Here is a 26,518-nt window from a genome sequence, read left to right on the forward strand (position 1 = left end):
CTATGAACCCTATCCAACTCGCTCATACCGGACAGTTCGGCCGGTCCCTCGCCGCCCTGCTTCAGCCCTGGGCCGACGCCGGCGGCGCCGGTCTGCACGTGTATTGCGCCTCGGCGCTCAATCTGCAAAGCTTCCAGGAATATGCGCGCGGGCTGGACGGCCAACAGCGCTTGCTGGGGGTCTTCCTGTTTGAACGCTTTTTGTTCGTCACCCCGCTGTTGAGCAACGACGACGGCCCTTGCGCGGCCTGCTACACGGCGCGTCTGTTGAGCCATCCGCCGCAGCCCTTGAACGATTTCGTGGTGCGGGCGGCGGTCCGGATCTGCGACGAGCATCCCGAGTTCGCCTACCACAACTGGCACCGCGGCACGCTGCAGCTGGCGGCGGAACTGGTGCGGCAACAAGCCGTCGCCGGCAAGGCGAACCGGGCCCTGGCGCTCGACCTCGGCAGCTTGAACATCCTGTCCGACCCGGTCCTGCCGCTGCACGCCTGCCGTTGCCGGCGCGCCGGCATCCCCCCGGAGCGGGTCGGCGGCCGGCGCTTCGTGGCCTTCGTCCCCGAGCTGCAAGCCTGCCTGGCCGGCGCCACCACCACGCAAGGAGTCCCAGCATGACATTGACCGGCGATATAGAGATCGACAGCGTCCTCCCTGAACGGCCCAGCCTGCTGGAGGAACTCATGCTGGTGCCGTGCGGCGTGGAGCGGGTGATTTTGCTGGGCGGCCTGAACGCGCCGATGCTGCCGACCTTCGACCGCGGCCTGGACGTGGTGCGTTTCCTGCAGCAATTGGATGGCAGCCACACCATGTCCGAGCTGTTGCTGCGCTCGGGCGCGGAAACCGACGCCACCCGCGACCTGCTGATCCAGTTGGCGCGCCACGGCTTGCTGGAAGAAGGCGGCGCCGCGCCGGCGGCGGACGACGACGACGACCGCTTCGCCGTCGCGCTGGCGCCGCTGATGGATCAAACCCGGGTGTTCCGCTCGCGGACCGCCGTGGCCGACGCCGCGCGCGGCGAATTTTCCGTGGTCGGCAGCAACGCCGCCTTGCTGGACCGGTTCGCCGCGCACGCGCGCCAGGCGGGGTTGCGGCCACGGCTGGGCGGCGACCAGCCCGCCGCCGGACAGCTGCTCATCTGCCTGCAAGACCAGGCCGGGTTGTGCCCGCGCACCGCCGCCCTGATGGCGGCGGGACACTCCATTCTACTGATCTCGTTCCGCCAGCAGGCGCTGCATATCGGGCCGATGATCCTGGGCCAGGGCAGCGCCAACGCGTATTGCTACCTGGACGCGACCCGGGCGTTGCCGTTCGGCGTGGCGGACGGCGCCGAGGGCCTGCAGTTCGCCGTGCTGGTGCATACGCTGACGCTGGTGCTGGGCCGCTGCGCCGCGCTGCGCCTGGTGAACGTCAGCAAGGTCTGGGACTGGCACGACGGCGCGCCGCAGGTCAGCGAGCTCCCCATCGTGCGGCGCTGCCATCTGGACGGCCGGCCGCTGGCGCCACACGCCGCGCTGTCCAGCGATGGCTGGGCACGGCTGGAGCGCCTGGCCGCCATCGCCACGCCGCCGAAACGTTTTATCGGCAGCAAAATGCACGAGGTCCACTACGATCCGCGCCATATCGCGGCGGCGGAAGAAATTCCGCGCCCGGCCCATTTCGAGCGCGACCTGGTGTTGCCGGCGGCGGCGCAGCGCCTGCTGAACGCGGCGCAGCAGCTTGCCCAGCGCGCGTTCGGCTATGCCCAGGCCGGGCCGGCGTTGAAGCGCATCACGCCCAGCGGCGGCAACCTCGGTTCGCCGGAGGGCATCGCGGTGCTGCGCTGCGCCACCCTGGGACTGGAGATCCTGTATCGCTATGTGCCGGTGGTGGACCGGTTCGAGCTGGTCTTCACCCGTGCGCTGCAGGCGGGCGATACCCTGGCCGAGCCGCGGGTGTGGCTGGCCTGCCTGATGAACCTGGGCAAGGCGCAGAGCAAGTACAGCGCCTTCGGCCTGAATCTGGTCCAGCTCGACGCCGGTGTCGCGCGCGCGTTCGGCGAGGCCAGCGCCGTCGCGCTGGGCATCGACTTGCGCTTCGAGGATCCGTCCCACCGCTTGCCCAGCGTGATGGCGGCCTTGGGCGATCGCGCCCATCGCTACGGCAGCGGCTGGTGCGCGGAACTGAGCGCGCCCGGATGGCTCAGTTCGCTGGCCCGGCCGACGGCGGCGCTGAAGCTCGACCAGCGCCTGGCCGCCAGCCACGCGCTGCGCGACTACGACGGCCTGGCCATGTCGATCGGGCGGATCGAACGCCTGCTGCGCGGCGCCGAGCTGGCCATGCTGACGCCGATCGAACGCCAGCTGACCGAGCAACTCGTCGTCATCCTGCTGGTGCGCGAGGGCCAGGCGCAAGGCAGCTACCGCTTCCAGCTGAAGACCGGCCTGACCCGTCTCGACGCGGCGCAGCCGGGCCAGCTCCTGCCCCATCAGCTCGATGACCTCACGGTACAAAAGAATCTGAACGCGGCGCCGGCCGCCCTCTTCATGCTGGCCCCGCTGCACGATCTGGTCGGCGAGTTTGGCCCGAGCGGACACGATATGGCGCTGGCCTGCGTGGGCCGCTGGGTCGGGCATTTCTGGCTCGGCCTGAAGGCGCAGCAGCATGGCGGCTGCCCGGCCGGCATCATGGTCGAGAGCGATCTGCTGCGCGCCTTGCCGCGCGACTACGCCCGGCTTTCCGGCCTGTTCTCCTTTTCCTTCGGCAAAGTGCCGGCGCGATGAGCAGCGGCTTGATCGCCTGGCCGCGCCCATGGCGGGGAGCACGGCGTTTGCTGGCCTTGTGGCTGCTGTTCGGCATCAACGGCGGCTTGCTGCTGGCCGCCGCGCGCGCCGGGTCGACGCCGGACTGGCCCGGCGCCGCCGTCGCCGCGTGCAGCGCCGGCTGGCTACTGCTGAGTATGGGTGTGATGGTCGCCGCGCACGAAGGCGCGCATTGGCTGGCGGGCCGGCGCTGTTCCCTGCACAGCGCGCGACTGCAATTCTGGCAAGGCGCCTGGCCACGGCCGCGCTATGTGGTCGCGCCGCAAGCGGGCCTGGCCCGTGCCGCCACCCGTTGCACGGTGTATCTGGCCGGTCCCCTGTCCGACCAGGTGTTTTGCCTGGCGCAGCTGTTGCTGATGCTGGGCCTGCCGCACGGGTCCGCCATATTGTGGCCGGCGGCGTTCTGCGCCTGCTTCAGCAGTTTTTTCAACCTGCTGGCCTTGGACGATAGCGACCTGGGCCAGGCGCTCGCCAGCTGCGCCGAACCGTCCGCGCTGGCGCGCTACTGGAATTACGCCTTGCTGCCGGGCGCCGTCGCGCTGGCGGCGGCGATGCCGGTCGCGGCCTACCGCTTTCTGCTGTGGGTGCAGGCTTGAAGCCGCCGGTCCAGGCCCAGGCGGCGCCGGCGGCCGATGCCCGCCCCGACAGCGCCAGCGCCAGGGAAAAATTGCAGGCCATGGTGGACCGCGTCGACGGCCATGCCGCGCAGTCGACGGAGCGCCAGGCCGGCCCGCGCTCCGCGTTGTCGGCGCGCGCCGCGCTGTTGCTGGTGTTGCTGGTGCTGCTCTGCATGGCGCTGGCCGCCTGGTATGTCCGCCCCTGGGCCACACCGGCGGCGGCGCCAGCGGCCCGCCCCGTCCAAGCGGCCGCGGCCAACGATGCCGACAAGGCGCCCGCGCCGGCCGGCGACATGCACATCAGCGGGCATTTCATGGCGCGCCGTTTGTCGCGCCTGACGAGCAACGTGGTGGCGCGGGTCGCGCGGATCGCGGTGCGCGAGGGACAGCACGTGCGGGCCGGCGAGCAATTGCTGCTGCTGGACGTGGCCGGGGGCGATGCCGAGCGGGCGGCGGCGCAAGCCAAGCTGGATGGGCAGGAACTCCAGATCAACACGGAAAAGCTCGCCCTGCAACAGGCCGCCATCGAGCTCAAGCAGCAAGAAGACCTGCGCCAGCAAGGCTACGTCTCCGCGCAAAGCCTGGCGCGGACCCGGCTGGGAATGGAGCAGGCGCGGCTGCGGCTGGACATCGCCCGGGCACAGCAACGGGAACTGCGCAATTTTTTGCTGGGCATCGATCAGCGCCAGCGCCAATTGAGCTTGCGCGCCCCGTTCGCCGGCAAGGTGATCGCGATCGCCGCCACCGAAGGCGAAGTGGTATCGCCGGGGAATTACGATGAGCGCTTTGTGCAGTCCGGCTTGCTGACCCTGGTGGACCCGCAGTCGCTGCGGGTCGAGCTGTCGGTGCAGGAGAGCCTGTACGCCAAGGTGCGCCAGGCCGGTTGCGCCCTGGTCAGCTCCGTCGCCCAGCCGGACAAGATCAGCGCCAGCCCGTATGTGATCGACGAGGTCGCGCAAACGGCCGACCGCCAGCGCGGCACGCTCACCGTGTACCTGGCTAGCCGGCAGGCAACGACCGCATGGCCGATCTTAAACGGCGAGGCGAACGTGGTGTTTGTCGGTGCCAACGATGCACGCTGCGCGCCGGACGCCCGTCAACATTGAACAGAACAGGAACACGCATGGACGAGGATTTGGTGGTCAGCGCACGGAACTTACATTACGGCTACGTCTCGGCGGCCGGACGGCAACAGGTATTGCAAGGCAGCGATTGCGCCGTACGCCGGCACGAATTGCTGGCCATCAGCGGCCCCTCCGGCAGCGGCAAGTCGACGCTGCTCAAGCTGTTGTCCGGCATCCAGGCGCCGGACCAGGGCGAGATACTCCTGCTGGGACGCTCACTGGCGGGGCTAGACGAAAACACCCGGGCCGGCTTGCGGGCGCAACACCTGGGTTTCATCTTCCAACGCTTCAATTTACTGCCTTTCCTGAACGCGCAGGAAAACGTCGAACTGGGCTTGAAGCTCAAGCCCTTGAGCCGGCAGCTGCGGCGCGAGCAAGCCCGCGCCGCGCTGGACTACGTGGGGCTGGGTCACAAGCTGCGCTCGCTGCCCGGCCAGCTGTCCGGCGGCGAACAGCAGCGGGTCGCCGTGGCCAGGGCGGTGGCGGCCGCGCCCGCGCTGCTGCTGTGCGACGAGCCGACCGGCAGCCTGAACGAGGAGGCCGCCAACGATATCTTCCAGCTGCTGCAGCAACTGGCGCACGACCACGGCCGCGCGGTGGTGCTGATCACGCACAACGACCATCTGGCGGCGCAGGCCGATCGCCGCTTGTTTTTGCACGGAGGGAAATTGCTGTCCGCGCTACAGCCGGCCGGTGCGCGCGAGGTGTGCCATGGCTGACCCCGGCCTGCCGGCTTGCCAGCAGCGAGGCTCGCGATGCTGGGATTGATGCGTCAACATCTGCGCCAATTGACGGCCTGCTGGTTGCTGGTGACGGCGGCCTCCTTGCTGGCCGTCATGTTGGCGTCCAACAGCTATTGGACCGGCCTCAGCGCGCCAGAACCGGACCTGCTGATCGTGAGCAACGCCTTGTCGCCGCAGCAGTTCCTGCCGTTCTCCTACCTGGAGCGGGTCCGCAAGCTGGACGGCGTCGAGGCCAGTTCCGAACTCAGCTCGGCGCTCGCCTGGCTGCCCGTGGTCAGCCACACCAGCGCGATCCTGCTGGTCGACAAGGACGGCTTGCCGGACGTGGTGCCGGCGCTCGCGCTTGAACCGGGCGTCCTGGCCGCTTGGCGGCAGCGACGCGACGGCGCCCTGGTCAGCGCCGCCTTGTGGCGCCGCCTGTCGCTGGATGCGGGCAGCAATCTTCAGCTGCTGGTGCTCAATGGCGGACAAAAACAGGCGTTAAGCCTGAGCCTGCTCGGCAGCTTCCAGCGCTCGGCGGCGCTCGATTGCGAATATTGCATTCTGGTGGGACGCGATCCGATCGAGCAGGCGCTGCCCGCCTACCGCGGCATCGTCAGCGCGATCCTGGTGCGCGGCGCCGGCGGCGCGGCCGCGGGCGCCGGCCTGTCCACGCGGATCGACGCGCATTTTGCCAACGACACCTACGCCACCCGCAGCGGTCCTTTTTCGGCGGCGCAAGGCGCACACCTGCATTCGGTGATGAATCTGCGGACGCTCGCAATCGCCGTGGTGGCCTGCGTGCTGCTGACGGTGCTGGCGATCCCGGCCCTGATCTGCTACCTGAACGGGGTGGTGCACCGGCCTGCTTTTGCGCTGTTGCTGTGCCTGGGGTTTCGCCGGCCGCGCCTGTATCGCCAGCTGCTGTGCGCGGTGGCGCTGCTGGTGACGTCCGCCTGCGCCAGCGCATTCGCGCTGGCCTGGCTGCTGGACGGCAGCGCGCTGACGGCGGACGTGGTCTGGTTGCGCTTCGAGTCGCCCGCGCTCGGCCTGGCCGGCGCCGCCGGCGTCGCGCTGCTGACCGCCGCCTGCAGCGGGTTTGCCTTGTATCTGGCCTTGCACAACACCGGCCCGGCGGCCTTGAACGAGGAGACGATGTGATCGGCGCGACCCTGCATCTGCTGGCGATCTTCCTGCGGGCCCACCGGCGGCAGCCGCTACGGTTTGTTATCTTCCTGTTGGCTTTGGCGGCGCCCACCATCCTGTTGTTGGGCGGCCTGGCGTTTTCCAACGCCTTCCAGCGGCGCATCGAGCAAATTCCGGCCGACCGCTATCTGGTGATGGACAGCGCCGCCACGGTGGAAACGCATAGTTTCTTCCCGGCGCAGATCGGCGCCATGGCGATCGCACTGATGAGCAACGAAGGCGGCCTGGACGACCGTGGCATCAGCCCCGCCATCGCGCTCGATGTCAATGTGGAGAACCCGGCCCGCAGCGCCCTCACCGCCGCCACGCTGCGCGGCATCGGCCTGGCGGGAAACCGCGACTATGTGTTGCGCCAGGGCCGCTGGCCGCGCGTGGGGAGCCGCGAGGCATTGCTGACCCAGCCGTTGTTCGACTGGCTGGCCGGACATGGCGGCGCGACCGGCAGCATGGTGCTGGCCGGACGGCGCTGGCAGGTGGTGGGCGTGACCAGCTCGCCGATGGGCGGCGGCGACTGGGAAATCGTGACCTCCCTGCAGACGGTGCAAACCGACTTCGAGATGGCCGGCACCATCAGTTCGCTCAGCTTGCGCCTGCCCGACGGCGACGCGGCGGCGACGACGCTGCGCACCGCGCTGGGCCGCGTGCACGAGAAATCGCTGGAGCTGGTGCAGTACCGGCGCCAGGTCGAGCAAGTCACGGCGAACGTCAAGCAAGGCGTGCTGTGGTTATGGCGTTGCGTCCTGTGCCTGGTGGTGTTTTGCGCCGGCCTGGCGCAAGCCATGCTGGCCGGCGTGATCGCCTTCGAACGCGGCGCGGCCTACGCGACCTTGCACGCCATCGGTTTCAGCCAACGCCAGATCGAGGCCGCTGCGGTGCTGGAGGGAATGCTGCTGGGCCTGCTGGGCGCGGCGCTGGCGATGCTCGCCAGCGGCCTGGCGCTAGGTCGGCACAGCCTGAAGATCGCGCTGCCGGGCGCCGATCTCGACATGTCCCTGCACAGCGATCCGCTGAGCTGCGTGCTGGCGCTGACGCTGGCAGCGGCGTTGGGGGGAGCGGCATTTTACTTCAGGCGGCGGATGGTCGGCGCCGGCACAACAGGCATGGATTGAAAGGGGGAGCATATGCAAAGCAGCAAAAAGATCGCATTTTTTTGCGCCTGCGCGGGCGCGCTGATGGGCGTGGCCGGGGTCGGCGCCGGCCTGTATTTCGGCGTGCTGCGTCCGCTGCTGGCGCAAGGCCGCGCCTTGCCGCCCGCGACGCTGTTGCTGGTGGCCGGAGTGCTGCTGCTCGGCGTGGCGGGCGGGATGTGGACCCTCGCCAGGCTGCATGCCATGCTGTTCCGCCCGGAGCCCGGGTCGGCGCAGGAGGGCGAGGCCGATTGGTCGTGACAGGCGCCGGCAGGCCTTAGATCCAAGCGTGCAACTCAGGGCCGCACATGCGCACGGACAAGGAAGACGCATTGCCCAACTAGCCGACCAACAGCAGGAACTCCCCGTCGAATACATCGTCAGCTTCGAGGATCCTGCCGATCGGCTTAAGTTGTTGACACCCGCGCGTCTGACCCTGCTTCGCGCAATCGCCGAGCATCCCGGTTCGATTGCGTCTGTTGCAGAACGCGTGGGCAATGTTCCCGACATGATAAGGCGCGATATCGAAGAATTGGAAAAGGTCGGTCTGGTCACTGTGGCGCCGCAAGGTGTGCGCCTGACAGCTGATCAATTCAAACTCGCCTGAGCCAAAACCCGCGCTTGGATATGCAGAAATATTCCGCCGGCGCGAAACGCCGGCGGAACGGCGCTGCGCTACACTGGCCGCTCGCCCACCTGCCTGAGGAATCGAGACATGACACGCAAAACCGCCGCCGATTTTGACCCGGAAGTATTGAAGCTGTTCGACCAGTATGTACACGGCGGCATCACGCGACGCGATTTCCTGTCCTCGTCGGCACGCTATGCCGTGGGCGGCACCACCGCCGCCGGCCTGCTCGGCGCGCTCAGCCCGAGCTTCGCCGCGCCGCTGGTCACCCCGGACGACCGCCGCATCAAGGCCCGCTACCTCGAACTGCCTTCGCCGCAGGGCAACGGCACGGTGCGCGGCTACCTGGTCTCGCCGGCCGACGCCAAGGGCAAGCTGCCGCTGGTGCTGGTGGTGCACGAGAATCGCGGCCTGAACCCGCACATCGAAGACATCGCCCGCCGCCTGGCGCTGGACGGCTTCATCGTCTTCGCGCCGGATGCCTTGTTCACCCTGGGCGGCTACCCCGGCGACGAGGACCAGGCGCGCGCCCTGTTCGGCAAACTGGACCAGCCCAAGACCCGCGCCGACTTCGTCGCCGCCGCCCGCTGGCTGCAACAACGGCCGGAAGGCAACGGCAAGCTCGGCGTGGTCGGCTTCTGCTTCGGCGGCGGCATCGCCAACTACCTGGCCACGCAGCTGCCCGAGCTGGCGGCGGCCGTGCCTTTCTACGGCGGGCAACCGGACGCGGCGGACGCGGCGCGCATCAAGGCCCACCTGCTGATCCACGACGCCGGCAACGATGAACGCATCCGCGCCGGCTGGCCCGCCTACGAGCAGGCGTTGAAGGATGCCGGCGCGGCCTACCAGTACCACGTCTACCCCGGCGTGGAACACGGCTTCAACAACGACACCACGCCGCGCTACGACGCCGCCGCCGCCAAGCTGGCCTGGCAGCGCACAACCGACTTCTTCCGCGCGCGGCTGGCCTGACCCGTCCAGCTACTCGTATTTGGCCGCCAGCCGCTGCCACTCGGGGTCGTCCTTGAGCTGGCGGATCACCGGGGCGATCTTTTCATAGATCGCCCCCTTGGCGCGCGGCACCAGAAAACGCCGCTCGGTGATGTTCGACGGCAACTCGTGCAGCTGGAATTTGTCCGCCGCCACCGCGTGCACCTTCAGGTAGTAGCGCACGACCGACTCGGCGGCGGCCACGCTGTCCACCCGTCCGAAGCGCAGTTTCTCCAGATTGTTGTCGTCGCTGATGGCGTCGTTGCGAACCAGCCCCTGCTGGCGCATCCACGCGTCCAGGTCGGGATAGCTGTAGCCGAGCACCAAACCGACCGTGCGGCCGCGCAGCGCGCCAGGCTTGGACACGCTGAAGGCCTGCCCCGCAGGCAGCACGATCACATAGCGGTCGATGCCGAACGGCACGGTCCACAGGTATTTTTTCTGGCCGACGTCATTGAACCAGGGCGGCATCATGCCGATGACGATGCCGTCCAGTTCGCCCCGCTCCACTTGCAGCTGCAAGCGCTTGCGCGGCAGGTAGATCAACTTGAAACTCAGCTGGCCGAGTTTTTTACGGTTCAGGTAATCCACCAGGTCGGGATAGATGCCGCCGCCGTCGCCGATCATCAGGGGGGCGACACGGGCGCTGGTGTAGACGTTGACGACCTCACCCTGCGCCGCCCCGTGGAGCACGCATAGGCACAGCATCGCCAGTGCCGTCAGGAACTTTTTCATACTTGAAATATAGCACGCCACCGCGCGGCCCGATTCAAGCCTGTCCCAACCTTGCAAGCCGGCGCATAAGAAAAGGCCCTGCGGGGCCCTTTCTTCGTTTTAGGACTGGGCGAAGGCCAGGAAATCGGCGTTGAAGCGGTCCTTGTGGGTGTCGGTCAGGCCGTGCGGCGCGCCAGCATAAACGATCAGCTTGGCATGCTTGACGATGGCGGCCGAGGCGCGGCCGGCAGCGGCGATCGGCACGATCTGGTCGTCGTCGCCATGGATGATCAGCGTCGGCTTGTCGAATTTCTTCAAGTCGTCGCGGAAGTCGGTTTCCGAGAAGGCCTTGATCGAATCATAGGTGTTCTTGTGGCCGGCCTGCATGCCTTGCGCATACCAGGCGGCGATGATGCCCTGCGACGGCTTGGCACCCGGACGGTTGTAGCCGTAGAACGGACCCGAGGCGATATCCAGGTACAGTTGGGCACGATTGGCCACCGAGCCGGCGCGGATGCCGTCGAACACTTCCATCGGCAAGCCGCCCGGATTGCTGGCGGTCTTCAGCATCAGCGGCGGTACCGCCGAGATCAGGCCCAGCTTGGCGATGCGCCGGGTGCCGTGACGGCCCACGTAGCGCGCCACTTCGCCGCCGCCGGTCGAGAAGCCGGCCAGGATGATGTTGTTTAAATCCAGCGCTTCGATCAGCTGCGCCAGGTCGTCGGCGTAGTGGTCCATGTCGTTGCCGTCCCACGGCTGGCTGGAACGGCCGTGGCCGCGGCGGTCGTGGGTGATGACGCGGAAACCGTTGTTGGCCAGGTGGAAAGCCGCCGATTCCCAGCTATCCGCGTTCAGCGGCCAGCCATGGCTCAGGATCACCGGCTGGCCGGCGCGTGGCCCCCAATCCTTGTAGTAGATCTCGACGCCGTCGCGGGTGGTGATGGTGCTGGCCGTCTTACTGACGGGACGCGCAACCGGCGCGGCTTGTGCGCTGCTGCCGGCAAACGCGGCCAGGGGAACCGCTACGGCGGCCACGGCGGCGCCGACGCCACCGAACAGGGCGGAACGACGGGAAGGACTCACTGCTTGGTCTTGGGTATTCTTGTTCATGACGGGCTCCATTTTAATAGTCAACGATTTAATAGTGAACTATGTTTGTGTACTCTGGGCGGACGGTTTGCGCTGTCCATGCGCCCAATATATATCGTGCACTACTAAATAGCAAACTATTTTTATGCATTATTTTTGGACCGCCGGCCGGCGACCCGGTATCTCGGGCGCTGAAGGTGAACAGCCTGGGCATGACGATGCGCATCGGCGGCGGCGAGGTACAGCGCGACGCCGGTTGCCGGGACGCGTCGTGCCGCATGGTCTCAAACCGCCAATCCGCATTCTGACCCCTCGTTTTTGCAGTTCGTCACATCCCGGTGGATGTACAGGGGGCCCTTGTCTATAGTTCACTCAACGCAAGACAAAACGCAGTGAACCAAACAACCCAAGGAGCTCAAAATGAACATCGCTAAAAACATGGAAGCCATCTTCGTAGCCGCAATCGTCGTCGCCAGCGCTACCTCGTTCGCCACCGCCGCCGTACCGGCAGTGCACCGCGCCGCCCCAGTGGCAGCAGTCGCCGCCACGGCCGACACCACGAAAATGCAAGTGGTGACCGTCAGCGCCAAGCGCCTGACCGCTGCTGAAAAAGCCGCGCTGTAATCGATTTCTAACTCACGCTGAACGACGGAGCGCATGATGAAAAAATATTTGAAGGCTGCGATGCTGGCCACGGTACTAAGCAGCGGCGCCAGCGCCGCGCTGGCCGCCGATGTGATCAGCGAAAACCGCAGCGTCGATGCGCGCGCCGTCAACATCGATCTGGATGGCGTCATCAGCCTCAAGATCAAGCAAGGTCCAGTCGCGTCGCTGACTCTACACGGAGAGGCTGACGCGCTGAAAAAAGTGACGGTGGAGCAGACGGGCGATACCCTGCACATCGGCACCAGCAAGTCCCGCGGCTTCAACTTCGGCTTCGGAAGAAAGCAAGACCTGCGGGCGGAACTGACGCTGCCAAATCTGCGCCAAGTGGCGTCGAACGGCGTCGGTTCCACCGAGGTGTACGGCTTTAGCGGCGACAACCTGCGCCTGGCATTGGACGGCGCGGGTTCGGTCAAGGTCAACGCCCAGTACCGCAACGTCGATGTGAAGCTGGGCGGGGTCGGCAGCATGACCGTCAACGCCGGCAACAGCGACAACGTCGACCTGAATTTGCGCGGCACCGGCCACATCGAAATCACCGGCCAGACCAGGCAGCTGCACGCCAGCCTTGGCGGCGTCGGCGGCCTCGACGCCGAGCAGCTGCGCGCCGACATGGTGGAAGTCAATATGTCGGGACTGGGGAGCGCGTCGGTGTACGCGAAGACCAGCGCGAACATGAAGTTATCGGGCATGGGTTCGGCCAAGGTGTATGGCAACCCGGCCAATCGTAGCGCCAGCGCCCGCGGCATGGGCAGCATCAGCTGGCAGTAAGGAATGCGGTAGTCCGCAGCAGGAAACACATGGGTGTGTTTTTACCGTCCGCGAGGCTCACTCCTCTCGGACGGTTTTTTTTACTTCAGATAGCGTGCCTGCACGGCATCGCGCCCCAGCACGATGCGCATGTCGGCGTAGACCGACTTGCCGCCCTGCGCTTGCAATGGCAGGCCCAGTCGCTGCGCCAGCGCTTGCGCCAACAGCTGCTGGTCATGCTGATACTCGATGCGGCTGGCCGTCACCACGAACGGCCTCACATTGGTCAGGCGCGTGGCCTTGATGCCTTCCGCGTCCAGCGTGCGCGCCAGCCGCGCGGCGGCGCCGGCCACGCCGTTGCCGTTGCTGATTTCCAGCTTGACGCCTTGCGCCACCGGCGCCGCTTCAACGCTTGCGGCCACGCGCAGCACTTCCACCAGCGCCGCGCCGACCTTCCTCACTTCGGTGCGCGGCATCGAGGCGTCGACGACGGCCCTGGCCTGCGCCGCGCCTTCCTTCAACAGCGCGTAGTCGCGTTGCACATCGTGCGCGCGCAGCGTGGCGGCCTGCCTGAACATGGTCGCCGCCCGTGCGCGCTCTCCGCCCGCCTCCAACGCGGCGCCCAGCTGCTCCCAGCGCGCCGCGTCGGTCGGCGCCAGCAGGCAGGCTTGTTCCAGCGCGGTGATGGCGCCGGCCTGCCGGCCGGTCTCCGGCATGGGCGCCGGGACCATGCCGCTGCACGCCATCAGCAACGCGCCGGTGCACGCGGCGCCCAGTGTACGTTTCATCATCGCCTCCTAATTTCCCGTTACGCTCGGCAGCATGCGGTAAATCTGTATGCCGGCGGGGCCGATCAGCACCAGCATCAAGGTCGGAAAAATGCAGAAGATCAGCGGGAACAGCAGCTTCAATGCGATCTTGGCGGCGGCCTCCTCGGCGATCATGCTGCGCTTGCTGCGCAGATTGTCCGAGTGCACCCGCAGCGATTCGCCCATGCTGGTGCCGAAACGTTCCGACTGTATCAGCATCGCCACCAGCGTATCGACATCATCGACGCCGCTGCGCAAGGCCAGGTTGCGCAAGGCCTTCTCCTTGCTGAAGCCCGCGCGCATCTCCATCAGCGCCAGTTGCAGTTCCTGCGCCAGCGCCGCGCTCTTGATGTGGATTTCTCCGGCCACCTTGGCCATGGCGCGCTCCAGGCTCAGGCCCGCTTCCACGCAGACGGTCAACAGATCCAGCGCATCGGGGAAGTTCTCGAAGATCTCGCGGCAGCGGCTGGCCGCCCGGCGCGTCAGTATGATGTTCGGCAGGTAGTAGCCGATGCCCGCCGTCATCAGCAGCAGATAGATGAAGCCCCGGTTCAGCATATTCTCCAGCGCGGCGGCGCACAGTCCCGCCAGCAAGGCCGGAAGTCCCAGCGCCAACAGGGTCTTGGCGGCGAAGTACAGCGACGGCGCCGACGCGCCGCGCCAGCCCGCGTTCATGAAGCGGGTGCGCAGCGGCGAGCGTTCCCAGCCCTCCTCCGGCAGCGACAGCCGCGAAAACGGTTGCGCCGCCTGCGCGACCTTCTCTATCCAGCCGCCGTCGACCGGCGCCGGCGACTCCGACTTGCCGATAAAATCACCGAGGCGCTCGCGTATCGGCACCGACGAAAAGCTGAGCAGCGCCACCAGCACGACGCCCACCACCACCGCGAACACGATAACGAGAAAACCTATCTGCCGGATATCCATGCCACGCTCCTCAGACCCGTATGCGTATCACTTTGCGCATCCACACCACGCCGCCCGCCGCCATCGTCAGCGCGTACCAGGTCAGCTTCACGCCGGCCGGATCGGTCCACAGCACCCTGACGTAAGCGGGATTGGACAGCATCATCAGCGCCAGCACGCCCAGCGGCAGCAAGCCCAGTATCCACGCCGACATCCGCCCCTCGGCCGACATCACGCGCACCTGCGCCAGCAGCCGCAGGCGGGCGCGTATCAACCGGCTGATGTTGCCCAGGACTTCGGCCAGGTTGCCGCCGGATTCGCGCTGTATCAGCACCGCGATCACCAGGTAGCGCAGGTCGGTCAGCGGCACGCGCACCGCCAGGTTGTGCAAGGCTTCGTTCATCGGCACGCCGTAGTTGATCTCTTCATACGCGAACTTGAATTCGCCGGCGATCGGCTCCGGCATTTCCTCGCCCACCATCTGCATCACGTTGGCGAAGGAGTGGCCGGCGCGCAGGGCCCTGCCGAGAAAATCCGCGGCCTCCGGCAGCTGCTCCTCCAGCTTGACCAGGCGCGCGCGCCGCGTGCGCATCAACAGCGCCCAGGGCAGCGACAGTATCATCGCCAGCATGCCGCTCGCCGCCAGCGCGGGCAACTCCAGCATGGCCGGCAGCAGCAGCGCCGGCGCCAGCAACGCCAGCACGCAGCCCATGAACTGCGCCACCGACCAGCGCACGCCCGCTTGCAGCAGCAGGCGGTCCAGCGCAGCGAGGTGCTTGTAGCGGCGCAGGAATTTTTCCAGCGCCGGATTGCGGCTATAGCTGCGCTGCTTGAGGATATCGATCCGCTCTCCACCGCGCTCGCCGCGCGCCGCCATCAGCCGCAGGCGTTTGGCGATGCGCCGCGCGCCGCCGCCGTGCGCGCCCGACCACCACAGCCAGGCGCCCTCGATCATCAGGATCACGGCGGCGAACAGCAGCACCGCGAAAGCGGAGAAGATCGCATCCATGCCGCTACTCGTAGATCTTGTCGGGATCGAACGCCGAATCGGCCACCGGCACGCCGAACATGCGCAAGCGGTCGGCGAAGCGCGGCCGCACGCCGGTGGCGGAGAAATGGCCCAGCACCTTGCCGTTCGCGTCCACGCCTTTCTGCTCGTAGCGGAAGATCTCATGCATGGCGATCACATCGCCCTCCATGCCGGTGATCTCCTGCAGGCTGACCAGCTTGCGGGTGCCGTCGGTCAGCCGCGACACCTGCATCACCACCGTCACGGCGGAGCAGATCTGCTGCCGCGTGGCGCGCGGGGTCAGGTTCAAGCCGGTCATGCCGACCATGTTCTCCAGCCGCGACAAGGCGTCGCGCGGGGTGTTCGAGTGGATGGTGGCCAGCGAGCCTTCGTGGCCGGTGTTCATCGCCTGCAGCATGTCCAGCGCCTCCGGCCCGCGCACCTCGCCGAGGATGATGCGGTCCGGCCGCATGCGCAGCGCGTTGCGCACCAGCGAGCGCTGATTGACCTCGCCCTTGCCTTCGATGTTGGGCGGCCGCGTCTCCAGCCGCACCACATGCGGCTGGCGCATTTGCAGCTCCGCCGCGTCCTCGATGGTGACGATGCGCTCCGCCGCCGGGATGAAGCCGGACAGCAGGTTCAGCATGGTGGTCTTGCCGCTGCCGGTGCCGCCGGAGATCAGGATGTTGACCTTGGCCTGGCCCAGCGCCTTCAGAACCTCCATCATCGGCGGCGTCAGGCTGCGGTAGTCGAGCAGGTTCTGCACCGTCAGCGGATGGACCGAGAAGCGGCGTATCGACAGGATCGGCCCATCGATCGCCAGCGGCGGAATGATGGCGTTCACGCGCGAGCCGTCCGGCAGCCGCGCATCGACCATCGGGCTGGACTCGTCCACGCGGCGGCCCACGCGCGAAACGATCTTCTCGATGATCTTCATCAGGTGGGCGTTGTCGTTGAAGGTGACGTCGGTCAGCTCCAGCCGGCCGGCGCGTTCGACGTAGACCTTGGCGCAGGTGTTGACCAGGATGTCGGACACGCCGGGATCGGCCAGCAGCGGCTCCAGCGGCCCGAAGCCCAGCATCTCGTGCTGGATGTCGAGCACCAGGCTATGCCGCTCGTGCTGATTGAGCACGATGCGCTCTTCCTCGATGATGCGCTGGACCAGCAGCGCCAGCTCGTGCTTGAACTGCTCCGGCGTCAGCCGCTTCAGGCGTTCCAGGTCGATACGGTCGAGTATCGTCTGGTGCATGCTCTTCTTCAGCTCCTGGTAGGCGGATGCCGCCAGTCCCGGCAGGCCGCCGAGAATCAGTCCCTGGCGGCTGTCGTCCGCCGTCGCCAAGCGTTCGCGTAAGCTCATGTCATTCTCCGCTGTCGTGGTTGCTACTCGCTATCGTTGCGACCGAACAGGCGGTCGAACAGTCCTTTGCTTTCCGCCACCCGGCGCGTCGTCACCTGCTCCACCAGCTCGGCGAGGCTGCGCGCCACCGCGCTGCTGCGCGACAGCTGCAGCACCGGGATGCCCTGGTTGACCGAATCGGTGGCCGACAGATAGTCGTTCGGCACGGTGTGCACCACCTCCGCCCCCAGCGCCTGCTCCAGGTCCATCAGACGCAGCTTGCCGCCCTTCTCGTAGCGGTTGACGATCAGGCGGGTGCGCTCGCTCGGATAGCCCAGCGAGCGGAAGATGTCCAGCAGGCGGCGGCCGTCGCGGATATCCGGCAGCGCCAGTTGCAGCACCGGGTGGATGGTGTCGGCCTGGTCCAGCGCGCGCAGCGAGATGGCGTCGATCTGGCGGCCGACGTCGAGCACGATGAAGTCGTAGTGCTGGCGCGCCACGCGCAGAATGGTGTCCATGTGCTCCGGCTTCATGTCGACCGCGTGATTGGGATCGTCCGCCGCCGCCAACACGCCGAAGTTGGACGCCACGTGCACCAGGCAGGAATCGAGGAAGGAGCCGTCCATGCGGCCGATCTGCGCGCAGATGTCGGACAGCGTCATCGCCGGCTTCTGGTCCGACACATACAGCGTGGCGTCGCCGAACTGGCCATGCAGGTCGATCAGCAGCACCTTCTTGTCGGCCAGCGCGGCCAGCGCGTAGCCGAAGTTGGTCGACAGGAAGGTCGCGCCGCTGCCGCCCTTGCAGGAGATGAAGGCCAGCACCTTGCCCTCGCGCGTCTGGCTGACGCCGGCCGCCACTTCGATGCGGCTCATCGTTTCATGGAAGGCGCTGTGCACCAGCGGCAGTTGCAGCACCTCGCGTATGCCGGCGCGCATGGCGCGGATCAGCAGGTCCTGCTGCGGTTCGCGCGTCAGCAGCATGAAGGAGGAGGATGGATACAGCTTGCTCAGGCGCTCGACCAGTTCCGCCTCGTCCGGCGTTACATCGCTGGCGTCGACGATCACCAGCTCCGGCGGCTCCGGCAGCTGGCGTTCAACCGCGTCGCGCAGGCCATTGCGCGACGCCACCAGCTGCATGGCGGGCATGCGCGCGGAACCTTGCGCGGCGACTTCGGCATGCAGCAGGCTGTCCTTGCTGATCATCAGTGCTTTCATGGTCGTTCCTCACTTGGCGCCGCTGACGCCGATGGTAAATGCGGACGGCTGCGGCGCTGGATCGCTGCTGGCCTTTTGATAGCGTTCGAAGGCGGCGCGCGCGGCGCGGCCGTCCATGCCGGCAGCCGGGTCGCCGTTGCGGCCCGCGTCCCGGTCGATCACCTGCTGCGCCAGCGCGACGCGGGCAGCGGCGCCGAAATGCCGGTCCCACTCCGGCGTGGTGGACGCCGGTGGCAGGGCGCAGGAGGCCAGCGTGCATGCCAGCGGCAGGCTTAGTAGGTATCGCATCGTCATATCCCGTTTATTTGTGGTCGGTACTCTGGGCCGGCGGCCCTTCCATGCGCCCTTCGAGGAAGAGCTGGGCGCGGTTCGGTGTGGTGACGCTGTCGGTCGGCAGCTTGTAGTTGGGCGGCAGCGGCTTGACCAGGTGCGGCGTGACCACGAACAGCAGCTCGGTGCGGTCCTGCTGGTAGTCGGCGCTGCGGAACAGCGCCCCCAGCACCGGCAGCTCGCCCAGCACCGGCAGGCCGCGGATGTTGGTGGTCTGGTTGTTGCTGATCAGGCCACCGATGGCGAAGCTCTGGCCGTCGAACAGTTCAACCGTGGTGGCGGCGCGGCGCGTGGTAATCAGCGGCAGGATGGCGCCGCCCGAGAAGCCGGCGGCCGAGATGCCGATGCCTTCGCGCGACAGCTCCGACACCTCCGGCGCCACGCGCAGGTTGATGCGGCCGCCGGCCAGCACGGTGGGCGTGAAGTGCAGGCCGATGCCGAACTCCTTTTCCGCCAGCGTGATCTTGTTGTTGTCCTGCGCGACCGGCACGAAGATCTTGCCGCCGGCCAGAAAACTGCCTTCCTGGCCGCTGATCGCCATCACCGTCGGCTCGGCCAGGATGCGCACCAGGCCATCCTGCTTGTCGGCCGCGATGCCGAGGTGGTTGCCTGTGGCCTTGCCGCCGCTGAGCAGGCCTTTCAGCGTGCCGCTGACGAAGTTGGACGCCAGCGTGGTGCTCCAGCTGCCGCCGCCAAAGCTCAGCGACAGCCCGGTCTCCAGTTTATCCAGCAGCGTCTTGGAGACCTCGGCGATTTTCACCTCCAGCATCACCTGCTGCGGCGCGCCGACGTTGAGGAAGTTGACGATGCGCGCGACGCCGCCGGCCGCTGCCGATGCCGACGCAGGGGGCGTTGGCGTTGCGGGCGCGCCGCCCTTGTCGCCCTTGGCCGCCTCCAGCGCCTGCGCCGGCCGCCGCACAAACGCGGCGGCCAGCTCCAGCACGCGCGCGGCGGTCTGGGCGTCGTCGACCGTGCCGCTGAGGACCAGCGTATCGCCGGCGGCGCTGACCTGGATGTCTTTTTGCGTGGGCATCAGCGCTGCCAGCGCGTTTTGCAGCGCCGCCGGGTCGATGCCGACCACCACCTCGATCACATTGCACACGCCGCTGCGGCCCTGCACGATCATATTGCTGCTGCCGATGTCGACGCCGACCACGTACAGCGTGTCCGGCGCCACCAGCATCGCTTGCAGCACGGCTGGATTGCCGACGCTGCGCGCCTGCACCGCTTCCGGCATGCGCATCAGCGTCGACTTGCCCAGCGCCAGCGTCAGGCTGCCCGGCGTGGCCGCCTGGCCGCTGCACCGCAGGCTCACGGCTTCGCGCCCCGTCGATGGCTGCGGCTGCGGCTGCGGCGCCTCCGCCGCGGCGCGGACAGGGGCCGAGGCCGGCGACGCCACGGCGGGAACGGCCGCGGGGGGCGGTGCGGCGGCGGCGGCCGGCCCAAGGCTGGCCATCGCCAACAACAGCGCCGCGTGTCGTAGCGTCGTCATGGCCGGCTCACAGGCATTCCTGCGTGCGCTGCACGCCGGCGATCACGCCGACGCAGGCGCGGGCGCGCGGCGCGGCTTGCGCCAGTTGCGGGCGCGGCTTGGCAGCGTCGACGGGCGCTTCCGCCGGCGGCGCCGCCGGAGGCTTGGCGATGCCGAGCAAACTGGTCTTGGTCGCGCCGTCGGTCACGCCCGGACGCGGATCGACCTGGTTGCGCAGCACCAGCGACAGCGTGCCGACGCTGCGCGCCAGGTCGATGTTCTCGGCCTGCGCCGGCGTCACCTCCAGCGTGACGGCGTTGACCACGCGCGGCTTGGTTTCGTCGCGCCCCACTTCCTGCGCCACGGCCAGCACCAGTATCCGTTCCAGTACGATCTTGGAAATCGCGTTCTCGTTGCCGCTGGCGGCGGCCTGCGTGTTGACGATGATGTCGACAAAATTCCCCGGCAACGCAAATCCGGCCACGCCCACCACGTCGTTGACGCGCACCGTGATGGCCCGCTTGCCTTCCGAGATCAGCGCCGACAAGCCGCCCAGCGTGCCGGCCGGCGCCAGTTTGGCCTCGCTCAAAGGCTCGTCGCGCAGCACGCTGGTTTTCAGCACGCGTCCCACCAGCTTGGAGCCGTCGCGGATGGCGCCGCGCGGCAGGCTTTCGGCCGGCCAGTCGATCGCCTTCAACATCTCCGGCGTCAGCCGCTGGCCGAGGTTCACATCGGTGGCGGCGACGATGATCTTGTTGGCCGACGTCGGCGTCTGGCGCAGCAGCCAGCGCGAGGCCAGCACCACCGCCACCAGTCCCAGTACGACGGCCAGCGCCATCATCATCAATGCGCGCCGGTTGTTCATGCCAGGCGCCGTTGCAGTTGGTCGATGGCGTCGGCCGGCGCCGCGACGCCGGTGGTGAACATGCTGATCCAGGCCTGCTCCAGCGTCTCCACGCTGACCCGCGCGGGCTCGCCCAGGAAGCCGGCGAAATCAAGGACACGGCCGATAATCTCGCGCGGGTAGCAGGCCAGCAGCGGCAGGCCGCTACCCGCATGCAGCTCTTCTATCAGATAGCCCAGCGCCGCCTCGTCGAACGCCACGCCGGCGGCGGCGCACTGCTGGCGAAACAGGATGCGGTAGTTGGCTGCCTCCAGCGGCCCGACCGGGATCTTGTAGCCGACCCGGCGCAACGCCGCTGCGTCCAGCAACGCCTCCGGCGCCAGGCTGGTGGCGAACACCAGCTGCATGCGGCATGGCACGCTGAAGTGACAGCCGCCGGCCAGCGCCAGCTGGCTGCGCTCCAGTTCCCGCGCCTGCGAGAAGCGGTTCAGCAAATCGGCGGCGGCCATGCGCTGCCGGCCCAGGTCATCGACGATCAGCAAGCCGTTGTTGGCCTTCAGCTGCGGCGGCGCGCGATAGCAGCCGCTATGGCTGTCCGCCTGCAGTTCCAGCATGTCGGCGCTCAGGTCGGCGTCCAGCGCCACCACGGGCCGCGCGCACAGCACCCAGCGCGGATCGCTGCTGCGGCGTTCCTGGGCCTGCCGCAGCTGACGCAAATGCTGCGGCGCCGGCGCGCGGTGCAGCAACGCGTCGTAGACCTGGATGATCTCCTGCCCCACCACCAGCGCATGCGGCACCGCGATCACGCCCTGCAGCAGGGCGCCCAGGCGGCGCGCCAGCGCCGACTTGCCGCTGCCCGACGGCCCATGCAGCAGCACCGTGCGGCCAGCGTGCATGGCCGCGCCCAGCATGCGCTGCACGGCGGGACTGAGGAAGTCGTCGGCGAATTCGGCGGCCAGTTCGTCGGCGCACAGCTGCGGCGCCTGGCCGGCCTGGCGCTCGACCACGGCGCGGTAGGCGTCCAGCGTCACCGGCGCCGGGCCGACGTAGGCGCAGCGGTCCATCCAGGCGCTGGCGCGCAGGCGGCCGGCCGAGGTCAGCTGGTACTGCACGTCGATGTCCGATTCGCCGCGCCAGGCCACTTCGACCACGTGCTCGGCCACCATGAACTCCAGCGCTTCGCGCAGCACATTGATCGACAGGTGCAAGCGCGTGGTCAGCACCGGCAAGTGGATCTTGCCGGTGATGAAGATGGTCTTGGCGATCAGCTCGACGATCAGCTGTTGCGGCAAGCCGCTGTCGCGCACCGTCTTCGGTTGGGCCGGCAGCAGCTCGGCGGGATCGGCATGGAGGGCGGAGGAAGGCGATTCTACGGCGAGCATGACGATCTCCAGCGGTGGAATTAGTTACGTTGAGGAATCAAGTCTATCGGCCCGCGCTTTGTGGATATTGACGCACAGCAAATTCACGGCTAGCGGCCGATCAGCGATGTGCGAGCGCCAACATCGCCATCGTGGCCAGCGCGATCGCCAGGCCGTAGGGCATGCCGCCGACGCTGGCGCCCGGCGCCAGCGGCACCGCTTGCAGGGGCATGCCCAGGCTGCGCAACAGCAGCGGTTTGCAGATCGTCACCACGTTGCGCCAGCCGTCGCGCCAGCGGCCGTTGAACAACAGCATCAGCAGGCCCATCAGGCCGCCGATCAGCGTGGCCAGCGCCGCCACCTTCAGCGCCATCAGCGGGCCGACGAAGCTGCCGACCATGGCCATCAGCTTGACGTCGCCGGCGGCCATGCCGCGCAGCAGATACAGGGGCAGGAATAAAAAAAAGCCGGCCAGGCTGCCGGCTACCCACTGCGTCAACGGCGCCCAGTGCAGGCCGCCCAGCATGTGCAACATCAGCGCCAGCAGCAGGCCGCTGAGGATCAGCACATTCGGGATCTTGCGCAGGGCCAGGTCGGTCACGGCCGCTTGCGCCACCAGGCAGATCAAGATCACTTCGATCGCGTTCAACATGACGGTCTCCCCGACGTAAGGCTTTCCAGCCAGACTGCGGCTGGAAAGCCGGGTGGTTACGCGCCGGTGATCTTCCCGGCGAGGGTGGTGAAGGCAGTGGTCAGCCCGGTGTTCAACAAAGAGAAGACGGCAATGATCGCCGTCGCCATGGTTGCCGCGATCAAGCCGTATTCAATGGCGGTGATCCCGTCTTCGTCGTGTGCGAACACCTTTGCAGCTGCAATAAGCGAGTTCATGATTTACTCCTGGATTAAGTCAAGAAAGTACCCCTGGCGCGGTTGGCTGACTTCCAAATCGCCAGTGCCACGCCATTAAGGCTTACTATACGGATCGGAGTTTTCCGAGAGTTGACTTGACGCAAGCTTTCCACGTGGCATTATTTTCATGGGTTTGATGAATATGTGCGCACGAAACACACTTCACGGCTGGCTTATGTCAAACTGCATCAGTTTCCTGGCCGGTAAGCTGGAACGGGTACTCCAGCTGTCGGAAAAAGGTCGCATACAGTTGCATGGAATGTTTTTTTTCGCACACATGAATTGCCTTGATTGCAAAAAGCTATTATCCTGCTTAGCTGTTCTTTGGAAAGGCCCCGTGTTGCAGCTTCACTGTGCGCCTGACTATCAAAGAGATTGGCTTGATAGGCGTGTACGAAACGTGGCTCGACACAAGGTTGTGTGATTATTTTCCAGAGAAGAAAATGGATTCCCTACTGAAACACATGGTGGACATGACCGGCCACCGCGATCACACGATGCTCGACATCTCCGTGATCTCGGCGGTGCAGGAGCTTGCACGCGCCAGCCAGGTCCGCGTTCTGACGCTGGCCACAGTCAGGGGCAAGACCTTTGTCCGCCCGCGCACCATCATCTGCGCCGGCGAAGCGGCACGCATGGTCGATACCACGGACCTGCACAATCCCGGCGAACCCATCGAGAACATCCCGGCCCTGGCCCACTGCATCGCCCACCACGAATCAGGCGCCGACGTCGCCAACGAGGCGGGCGAACACACGCTGTGGCTGCCGATCTGGCTGGGCGACAAGGCCGACACCTGCCTGGAAATTGTCAACCCGACCCCGTACACCAGCGACACCATCCACGTCATCGGCGGCATCGTCAGCGTCTACCGCAATTTCCAGAATCTGTTGGACTACAGCGAGCGCGATTCGCTGACCGGCCTGCTCAACCGCAAGACCTTCGACGACCAGCTGGCCAAGATGCTGGCCGCCAGCACCGAACAGGATGCCCTCACGCTGCCGGGCGAACCGGAGCGCCGCAGCCACTACGAGCAGGAAAAGCAATGGCTGGCCGTGGTCGATGTGGACCATTTCAAGCACGTTAACGACCGTTTCGGCCATTTATACGGCGATGAGGTCTTGATCCTGATCGCCAACCTGCTCACCTCCTCGTTCCGCGCGCAAGACCGCGTGTTCCGCTTCGGCGGCGAGGAATTCGTCGTGCTGCTGCGTTCGACCACCTTGGACAACGCCAAGAAAATCATCGACCGCTTCCGCATGAACGTGGCGTCGCATGATTTCCCGCAAGTGGGCAAGGTGACGGTCAGTGTTGGGTTTGTCAGCATCAGCGCGCTGGAGGCGCCGGTGATCATCCTGGGACACGCCGATCAGGCGCTGTATTACGCGAAAAGCCACGGCCGCAACCTGGCCTGCCATTACGACGAGCTGGTCGATGGCGGCATGCTGCAAGCCATCGAATCCAACGATACCGCCGAGTTTTTCTAAGCGCTGGCCTCAGGCTAACGTCAGGAAGCGCATCGGGTCGACATTCCACTTGCTGGGCGATTCGTGGCCGACGATCTTGTCGCCGCCGCCAAAGCCCAGTCCCCGCGACAAATCGATGGTTTCCGGCTTGATGTAGAGATTTTGCTTGGTATTGAAGAAAACATTGACCTTGGGCGCCAGCAAGTTGGTCTCGTGTGGCTCAATCACAACACCCAGCCGTCCCGACTCCAGCATCACCATGGTGCCGACCGGATAGATCCCCACGCAGCGCATAAATTCCTGCGCATACTGTGGATTGAAGTGGAACTTGCTCCATTCATAAATCTTGCGCAAGGCCGCCGCCGCCGACATGCCCTTGTGATAGCAGCGGTCCGCCGTAATGGCGTCGTACACGTCGACAATCGCCGCCATCTGCGCCAGTTCGCTGATGCCGTCGGCCGCCTGCTTGTTCGGATAGCCGCTGCCGTCGCGCCGTTCGTGGTGGTGCAGCGTGATGTCCAGCGGTATCGGACCGATCTCCGGCGATTGCAGCAGGATGTTGTAGCCATCCTGGGGGTGGCGCTTGATGACGGCGAATTCCTCGTCCGTCAGCGGACCGGGCTTGTTCAGGATGGCGTCCGGCACCAGGGCCTTGCCGGTGTCGTGCAGCAAGCCGCCGAGGCCGGCCTGATGGGTGATTTCCGCATCGAAGCCGCGCGAACGGCAAAATGCAACCAGCAGCGTACAGACGCTAACCGAGTGCAAAAAGGTGTAATCATCCTTGTTCTTGATGCGCAGCAAACCAACCAGCGCGCCCGGGTTGCGCAGGATGGATTCGGTGATATTCTGCACCACCGGCTGGACTTGATCGAGTTCGATGGCTTTGCCCAGGCGCGCATCCTGCATCACGGTGCGCACCAGCGTCGACGCCTGGTGGCGGATCTGCACCGCGCGCTTCATTTCCTCGCCGAGCGAGACGCGGGTGATGACCGGCGCCTTGGCGACGATTTCGACGATTTCGCGTTCGGTCGCCGCTTGTGCCTCGGCCAGCGACGGTGCATCCTGCACGTCCAGTCCCTTGCTGTTGTCTATGACAACGTCATGGATGCCGGCATTGATGATCTTGCGGATTTCATCTTCGCTGGAGATCAAAAAACGGTTGCGGACAAACGGATGGGTCATCCAGTCGCAACTCAGGTCGTGGATGTACATGCCCACTTTTAGCTGCGAAGAGTCGACTTTCTTTAACATACTGGTACCCACTTTTAAATGGCTGGAGGCTGCGGAAAGTGCTGATGCCAGTATAGCAAATAGTTTCCTATCAGGATTAGATTTACAGATGCTACCATTTGTTTGTCTAGGTTAACACTCTCCCTCAAAGCCATGGAATTACGCCAACTTCGTTACTTTGTAGCCATAGCAGACCACGGTTCGCTGTCGCGGGCGGCCGTGGTGCTGCATGTTGCGCAACCGGCACTAACGCAACAGTTAAGGCAACTGGAAGAGGAGCTGGGCGTGCAGTTGCTGCACCGCTCGGCACAAGGCGTGCTCAGCACGGATGCCGGCAAGATCTTCTACGAACATGCCCAGGCCATCCTCAAGCAGGTGGCGGACGCCCGCTCGGCCGTGGCGCAGTCGGCCGAACGTCCCAGCGGCGCCGTCACGCTGGGCCTGCCGCACAGCATTTCCGGCGCGCTGGCGCTGCCGCTGTTGACGGCAACGCGCGCCCAATATCCCGAAATTACGCTGCAGTTGACGGAAGAACTGACCGGCAACCTGAGCGAGCAGCTCAAATCCGGCCGCGTCAACCTGGCGGTGCTGTTCGACGACGGCCAGTTGGCCCAGTTCGCCACCACCCCACTGGTGGAGGAAGAACTGCGCTTCATCTGTCGCGCCGATGCGACTTACGCGCAAGGTGAGCAGGCACTCACATTGACGCAGACGCTGAAAACCACGCTGATCCTGCCCGGCCTGCAACACGGCGTCCGCCCGCGCATCGAAAGCGTGGCGCGCGAGGCCGGACTAGCGCTGGGCAAGGTCATCGAGATCAATTCCATCGCTATCCTCAAATCCGCCATCCTGGCCGACATGGGCGCCACCATCCTGCCGTCGGCGCCTGTCCTGGACGAGCTGGAGCGCGGCGCGATGCGCTCCCACCGCATCCACAGCCCGTCGATTTCGCGCACGGTGGTGTTGTGCGCCTCCAAGAACATTCCGCTGACCAACGCGGCGGCGGCGGTCAGCCGGCTGGTGCAGCAAGTGAGCGCGCAGTTGTGCGCCGGCGACACCTGGCCGGGCGCGACCGCCATCGGCTGAGCCCTCTCCCTTAGCCATCACTTTTTCTTATACCCCCATCGGCATTCCGTATTTCCGTATACGTCAACTAGCGCCCATACTCTGCTACAAAGCGGGTTTTTTAAGCCTAAAATACCTGCA

At 66.3% G+C, this 26,518-nt stretch carries 28 protein-coding genes; 14 read left to right on the forward strand and 14 right to left on the reverse strand.

The annotated features are described in order from the left end of the window. The first annotated feature begins 2 nt into the window (after positions 1-2). From AC1RMD_RS00635 to AC1RMD_RS00680, 10 genes are all read left to right on the forward strand, one after another. Positions 3-614 carry a hypothetical protein gene (locus tag AC1RMD_RS00635; RefSeq protein WP_492922649.1) on the forward strand — a complete coding sequence of 204 codons (612 nt, stop codon included), beginning with the start codon at positions 3-5 and terminating at the stop codon, positions 612-614. Then, complete coding sequence (locus AC1RMD_RS00640) at positions 611-2,758, forward strand: hypothetical protein (RefSeq protein ID WP_492922651.1); 2,148 nt, start codon at positions 611-613, stop codon at positions 2,756-2,758. The genes AC1RMD_RS00635 and AC1RMD_RS00640 overlap by 4 nt, the downstream gene beginning before the upstream one ends. Next, the gene (locus AC1RMD_RS00645; RefSeq protein WP_492922653.1) at positions 2,755-3,393 is read left to right on the forward strand and encodes a hypothetical protein; all 639 of its coding nucleotides are present in this window, start codon (positions 2,755-2,757) and stop codon (positions 3,391-3,393) included. The genes AC1RMD_RS00640 and AC1RMD_RS00645 overlap by 4 nt, the downstream gene beginning before the upstream one ends. Beyond that, positions 3,390-4,520 carry an efflux RND transporter periplasmic adaptor subunit gene (locus AC1RMD_RS00650; RefSeq protein ID WP_492922655.1) on the forward strand — a complete coding sequence of 377 codons (1,131 nt, stop codon included), beginning with the start codon at positions 3,390-3,392 and terminating at the stop codon, positions 4,518-4,520. The genes AC1RMD_RS00645 and AC1RMD_RS00650 overlap by 4 nt, the downstream gene beginning before the upstream one ends. A 17-nt stretch (positions 4,521-4,537) precedes the next feature. Next, positions 4,538-5,257 carry an ABC transporter ATP-binding protein gene (locus tag AC1RMD_RS00655; protein WP_492922657.1) on the forward strand — a complete coding sequence of 240 codons (720 nt, stop codon included), beginning with the start codon at positions 4,538-4,540 and terminating at the stop codon, positions 5,255-5,257. A gap of 48 nt (positions 5,258-5,305) precedes the next feature. Further along, positions 5,306-6,421, forward strand: coding sequence for a hypothetical protein (locus AC1RMD_RS00660; protein ID WP_492922659.1), 1,116 nt, complete (start codon positions 5,306-5,308; stop codon positions 6,419-6,421). After that, on the forward strand, positions 6,418-7,575 hold the full coding sequence (locus tag AC1RMD_RS00665; RefSeq protein ID WP_492922661.1) for an FtsX-like permease family protein: 1,158 nt from the start codon (positions 6,418-6,420) through the stop codon (positions 7,573-7,575). The genes AC1RMD_RS00660 and AC1RMD_RS00665 overlap by 4 nt, the downstream gene beginning before the upstream one ends. Positions 7,576-7,587: 12 nt before the next feature. Next, positions 7,588-7,854 (forward strand): hypothetical protein, encoded by a 267-nt coding sequence (locus tag AC1RMD_RS00670; protein ID WP_492922663.1) that lies wholly within the window; start codon positions 7,588-7,590, stop codon positions 7,852-7,854. 28 nt (positions 7,855-7,882) lie between these two features. After that, complete coding sequence (locus AC1RMD_RS00675) at positions 7,883-8,200, forward strand: HVO_A0114 family putative DNA-binding protein (RefSeq protein WP_492922665.1); 318 nt, start codon at positions 7,883-7,885, stop codon at positions 8,198-8,200. A gap of 108 nt (positions 8,201-8,308) precedes the next feature. Next, positions 8,309-9,193: a dienelactone hydrolase family protein gene (locus tag AC1RMD_RS00680; protein ID WP_492922667.1), complete on the forward strand. Its 885-nt coding sequence runs from the start codon at positions 8,309-8,311 to the stop codon at positions 9,191-9,193. Positions 9,194-9,202: 9 nt separating this feature from the next. On the opposite strand, the gene AC1RMD_RS00685 is transcribed toward AC1RMD_RS00680, so the two are convergent. Together AC1RMD_RS00685 and AC1RMD_RS00690 are read right to left on the reverse strand one after the other, a co-directional pair. Further along, positions 9,203-9,946, reverse strand: coding sequence for a substrate-binding periplasmic protein (locus AC1RMD_RS00685; protein ID WP_492922669.1), 744 nt, complete (start codon positions 9,944-9,946; stop codon positions 9,203-9,205). 99 nt (positions 9,947-10,045) lie between these two features. Then, complete coding sequence (locus tag AC1RMD_RS00690) at positions 10,046-11,035, reverse strand: alpha/beta fold hydrolase (protein WP_492922671.1); 990 nt, start codon at positions 11,033-11,035, stop codon at positions 10,046-10,048. Between the two features lie 399 nt (positions 11,036-11,434). Between AC1RMD_RS00690 and AC1RMD_RS00695 the strand changes: the two genes are divergently transcribed. Continuing rightward, positions 11,435-11,638 carry a hypothetical protein gene (locus AC1RMD_RS00695; RefSeq protein WP_492922672.1) on the forward strand — a complete coding sequence of 68 codons (204 nt, stop codon included), beginning with the start codon at positions 11,435-11,437 and terminating at the stop codon, positions 11,636-11,638. 36 nt (positions 11,639-11,674) lie between these two features. Beyond that, entirely contained in the window at positions 11,675-12,448 is a 774-nt protein-coding gene (locus tag AC1RMD_RS00700) for a GIN domain-containing protein (protein ID WP_492922673.1), read from the forward strand. 80 nt (positions 12,449-12,528) lie between these two features. Here AC1RMD_RS00700 and AC1RMD_RS00705 read toward each other — a convergent pair whose 3' ends face one another. The 11 genes from AC1RMD_RS00705 to AC1RMD_RS00755 form a co-directional block, all read right to left on the reverse strand. Beyond that, positions 12,529-13,215, reverse strand: a complete 687-nt coding sequence (locus AC1RMD_RS00705) for a LytR C-terminal domain-containing protein (RefSeq protein WP_492922674.1) — start codon at positions 13,213-13,215, stop codon at positions 12,529-12,531. Positions 13,216-13,224: 9 nt separating this feature from the next. Beyond that, positions 13,225-14,160, reverse strand: a complete 936-nt coding sequence (locus tag AC1RMD_RS00710; RefSeq protein ID WP_492922675.1) for a type II secretion system F family protein — start codon at positions 14,158-14,160, stop codon at positions 13,225-13,227. A 10-nt stretch (positions 14,161-14,170) separates the two neighbouring features. Beyond that, positions 14,171-15,148: a type II secretion system F family protein gene (locus AC1RMD_RS00715; RefSeq protein ID WP_492922676.1), complete on the reverse strand. Its 978-nt coding sequence runs from the start codon at positions 15,146-15,148 to the stop codon at positions 14,171-14,173. Positions 15,149-15,152: 4 nt separating this feature from the next. Continuing rightward, positions 15,153-16,505 (reverse strand): TadA family conjugal transfer-associated ATPase, encoded by a 1,353-nt coding sequence (locus tag AC1RMD_RS00720; protein ID WP_492922677.1) that lies wholly within the window; start codon positions 16,503-16,505, stop codon positions 15,153-15,155. A 23-nt stretch (positions 16,506-16,528) separates the two neighbouring features. Continuing rightward, positions 16,529-17,701 (reverse strand): CpaE/TadZ family protein, encoded by a 1,173-nt coding sequence (locus AC1RMD_RS00725; RefSeq protein WP_492922679.1) that lies wholly within the window; start codon positions 17,699-17,701, stop codon positions 16,529-16,531. A gap of 9 nt (positions 17,702-17,710) precedes the next feature. Next, on the reverse strand, positions 17,711-17,989 hold the full coding sequence (locus AC1RMD_RS00730; RefSeq protein ID WP_492922681.1) for a hypothetical protein: 279 nt from the start codon (positions 17,987-17,989) through the stop codon (positions 17,711-17,713). A gap of 13 nt (positions 17,990-18,002) precedes the next feature. After that, on the reverse strand, positions 18,003-19,523 hold the full coding sequence (locus tag AC1RMD_RS00735) for a type II and III secretion system protein family protein (protein WP_492922683.1): 1,521 nt from the start codon (positions 19,521-19,523) through the stop codon (positions 18,003-18,005). 7 nt (positions 19,524-19,530) lie between these two features. Beyond that, positions 19,531-20,367, reverse strand: a complete 837-nt coding sequence (gene cpaB, locus AC1RMD_RS00740; RefSeq protein WP_492922685.1) for a Flp pilus assembly protein CpaB — start codon at positions 20,365-20,367, stop codon at positions 19,531-19,533. After that, positions 20,364-21,728, reverse strand: a complete 1,365-nt coding sequence (locus tag AC1RMD_RS00745) for an ATP-binding protein (protein WP_492922687.1) — start codon at positions 21,726-21,728, stop codon at positions 20,364-20,366. The genes cpaB and AC1RMD_RS00745 overlap by 4 nt, the downstream gene beginning before the upstream one ends. A 100-nt stretch (positions 21,729-21,828) precedes the next feature. Next, a complete protein-coding gene (locus tag AC1RMD_RS00750) occupies positions 21,829-22,359 on the reverse strand; it encodes a prepilin peptidase (protein ID WP_492922689.1) in 531 nt (176 codons plus the stop codon). A 56-nt stretch (positions 22,360-22,415) separates the two neighbouring features. Next, on the reverse strand, positions 22,416-22,595 hold the full coding sequence (locus AC1RMD_RS00755) for a Flp family type IVb pilin (protein WP_492922691.1): 180 nt from the start codon (positions 22,593-22,595) through the stop codon (positions 22,416-22,418). A gap of 464 nt (positions 22,596-23,059) precedes the next feature. Between AC1RMD_RS00755 and AC1RMD_RS00760 the strand changes: the two genes are divergently transcribed. Next, positions 23,060-24,103 carry a GGDEF domain-containing protein gene (locus AC1RMD_RS00760; RefSeq protein WP_492922693.1) on the forward strand — a complete coding sequence of 348 codons (1,044 nt, stop codon included), beginning with the start codon at positions 23,060-23,062 and terminating at the stop codon, positions 24,101-24,103. 9 nt (positions 24,104-24,112) lie between these two features. On the opposite strand, the gene AC1RMD_RS00765 is transcribed toward AC1RMD_RS00760, so the two are convergent. Continuing rightward, a complete protein-coding gene (locus tag AC1RMD_RS00765) occupies positions 24,113-25,333 on the reverse strand; it encodes an HD-GYP domain-containing protein (RefSeq protein WP_492922695.1) in 1,221 nt (406 codons plus the stop codon). A 132-nt stretch (positions 25,334-25,465) separates the two neighbouring features. Between AC1RMD_RS00765 and AC1RMD_RS00770 the strand changes: the two genes are divergently transcribed. Next, entirely contained in the window at positions 25,466-26,398 is a 933-nt protein-coding gene (locus AC1RMD_RS00770) for a LysR substrate-binding domain-containing protein (protein ID WP_492922697.1), read from the forward strand. Positions 26,399-26,518 lie beyond the last annotated feature (120 nt).

The sequence above is a fragment of the Duganella sp. GW822-FHT06D06 genome (assembly GCF_058799615.1).

Coding starts and splice junctions, on each gene's coding strand:
- AC1RMD_RS00635 (WP_492922649.1), top strand. CDS start 3: ATGAACCCTATCCAACTCGCTCATACCGGACAGTTCGGCCGGTCCCTC.
- AC1RMD_RS00640 (WP_492922651.1), top strand. CDS start 611: ATGACATTGACCGGCGATATAGAGATCGACAGCGTCCTCCCTGAACGG.
- AC1RMD_RS00645 (WP_492922653.1), top strand. CDS start 2,755: ATGAGCAGCGGCTTGATCGCCTGGCCGCGCCCATGGCGGGGAGCACGG.
- AC1RMD_RS00655 (WP_492922657.1), top strand. CDS start 4,538: ATGGACGAGGATTTGGTGGTCAGCGCACGGAACTTACATTACGGCTAC.
- AC1RMD_RS00660 (WP_492922659.1), top strand. CDS start 5,306: ATGCGTCAACATCTGCGCCAATTGACGGCCTGCTGGTTGCTGGTGACG.
- AC1RMD_RS00670 (WP_492922663.1), top strand. CDS start 7,588: ATGCAAAGCAGCAAAAAGATCGCATTTTTTTGCGCCTGCGCGGGCGCG.
- AC1RMD_RS00680 (WP_492922667.1), top strand. CDS start 8,309: ATGACACGCAAAACCGCCGCCGATTTTGACCCGGAAGTATTGAAGCTG.
- AC1RMD_RS00685 (WP_492922669.1), bottom strand. CDS start 9,946: ATGAAAAAGTTCCTGACGGCACTGGCGATGCTGTGCCTATGCGTGCTC.
- AC1RMD_RS00690 (WP_492922671.1), bottom strand. CDS start 11,035: ATGAACAAGAATACCCAAGACCAAGCAGTGAGTCCTTCCCGTCGTTCC.
- AC1RMD_RS00695 (WP_492922672.1), top strand. CDS start 11,435: ATGAACATCGCTAAAAACATGGAAGCCATCTTCGTAGCCGCAATCGTC.
- AC1RMD_RS00700 (WP_492922673.1), top strand. CDS start 11,675: ATGAAAAAATATTTGAAGGCTGCGATGCTGGCCACGGTACTAAGCAGC.
- AC1RMD_RS00705 (WP_492922674.1), bottom strand. CDS start 13,215: ATGAAACGTACACTGGGCGCCGCGTGCACCGGCGCGTTGCTGATGGCG.
- AC1RMD_RS00710 (WP_492922675.1), bottom strand. CDS start 14,160: ATGGATATCCGGCAGATAGGTTTTCTCGTTATCGTGTTCGCGGTGGTG.
- AC1RMD_RS00715 (WP_492922676.1), bottom strand. CDS start 15,148: ATGGATGCGATCTTCTCCGCTTTCGCGGTGCTGCTGTTCGCCGCCGTG.
- AC1RMD_RS00720 (WP_492922677.1), bottom strand. CDS start 16,505: ATGAGCTTACGCGAACGCTTGGCGACGGCGGACGACAGCCGCCAGGGA.
- AC1RMD_RS00725 (WP_492922679.1), bottom strand. CDS start 17,701: ATGAAAGCACTGATGATCAGCAAGGACAGCCTGCTGCATGCCGAAGTC.
- AC1RMD_RS00730 (WP_492922681.1), bottom strand. CDS start 17,989: ATGCGATACCTACTAAGCCTGCCGCTGGCATGCACGCTGGCCTCCTGC.
- AC1RMD_RS00735 (WP_492922683.1), bottom strand. CDS start 19,523: ATGACGACGCTACGACACGCGGCGCTGTTGTTGGCGATGGCCAGCCTT.
- cpaB (WP_492922685.1), bottom strand. CDS start 20,367: ATGAACAACCGGCGCGCATTGATGATGATGGCGCTGGCCGTCGTACTG.
- AC1RMD_RS00745 (WP_492922687.1), bottom strand. CDS start 21,728: ATGCTCGCCGTAGAATCGCCTTCCTCCGCCCTCCATGCCGATCCCGCC.
- AC1RMD_RS00750 (WP_492922689.1), bottom strand. CDS start 22,359: ATGTTGAACGCGATCGAAGTGATCTTGATCTGCCTGGTGGCGCAAGCG.
- AC1RMD_RS00755 (WP_492922691.1), bottom strand. CDS start 22,595: ATGAACTCGCTTATTGCAGCTGCAAAGGTGTTCGCACACGACGAAGAC.
- AC1RMD_RS00760 (WP_492922693.1), top strand. CDS start 23,060: ATGGATTCCCTACTGAAACACATGGTGGACATGACCGGCCACCGCGAT.
- AC1RMD_RS00765 (WP_492922695.1), bottom strand. CDS start 25,333: ATGTTAAAGAAAGTCGACTCTTCGCAGCTAAAAGTGGGCATGTACATC.
- AC1RMD_RS00770 (WP_492922697.1), top strand. CDS start 25,466: ATGGAATTACGCCAACTTCGTTACTTTGTAGCCATAGCAGACCACGGT.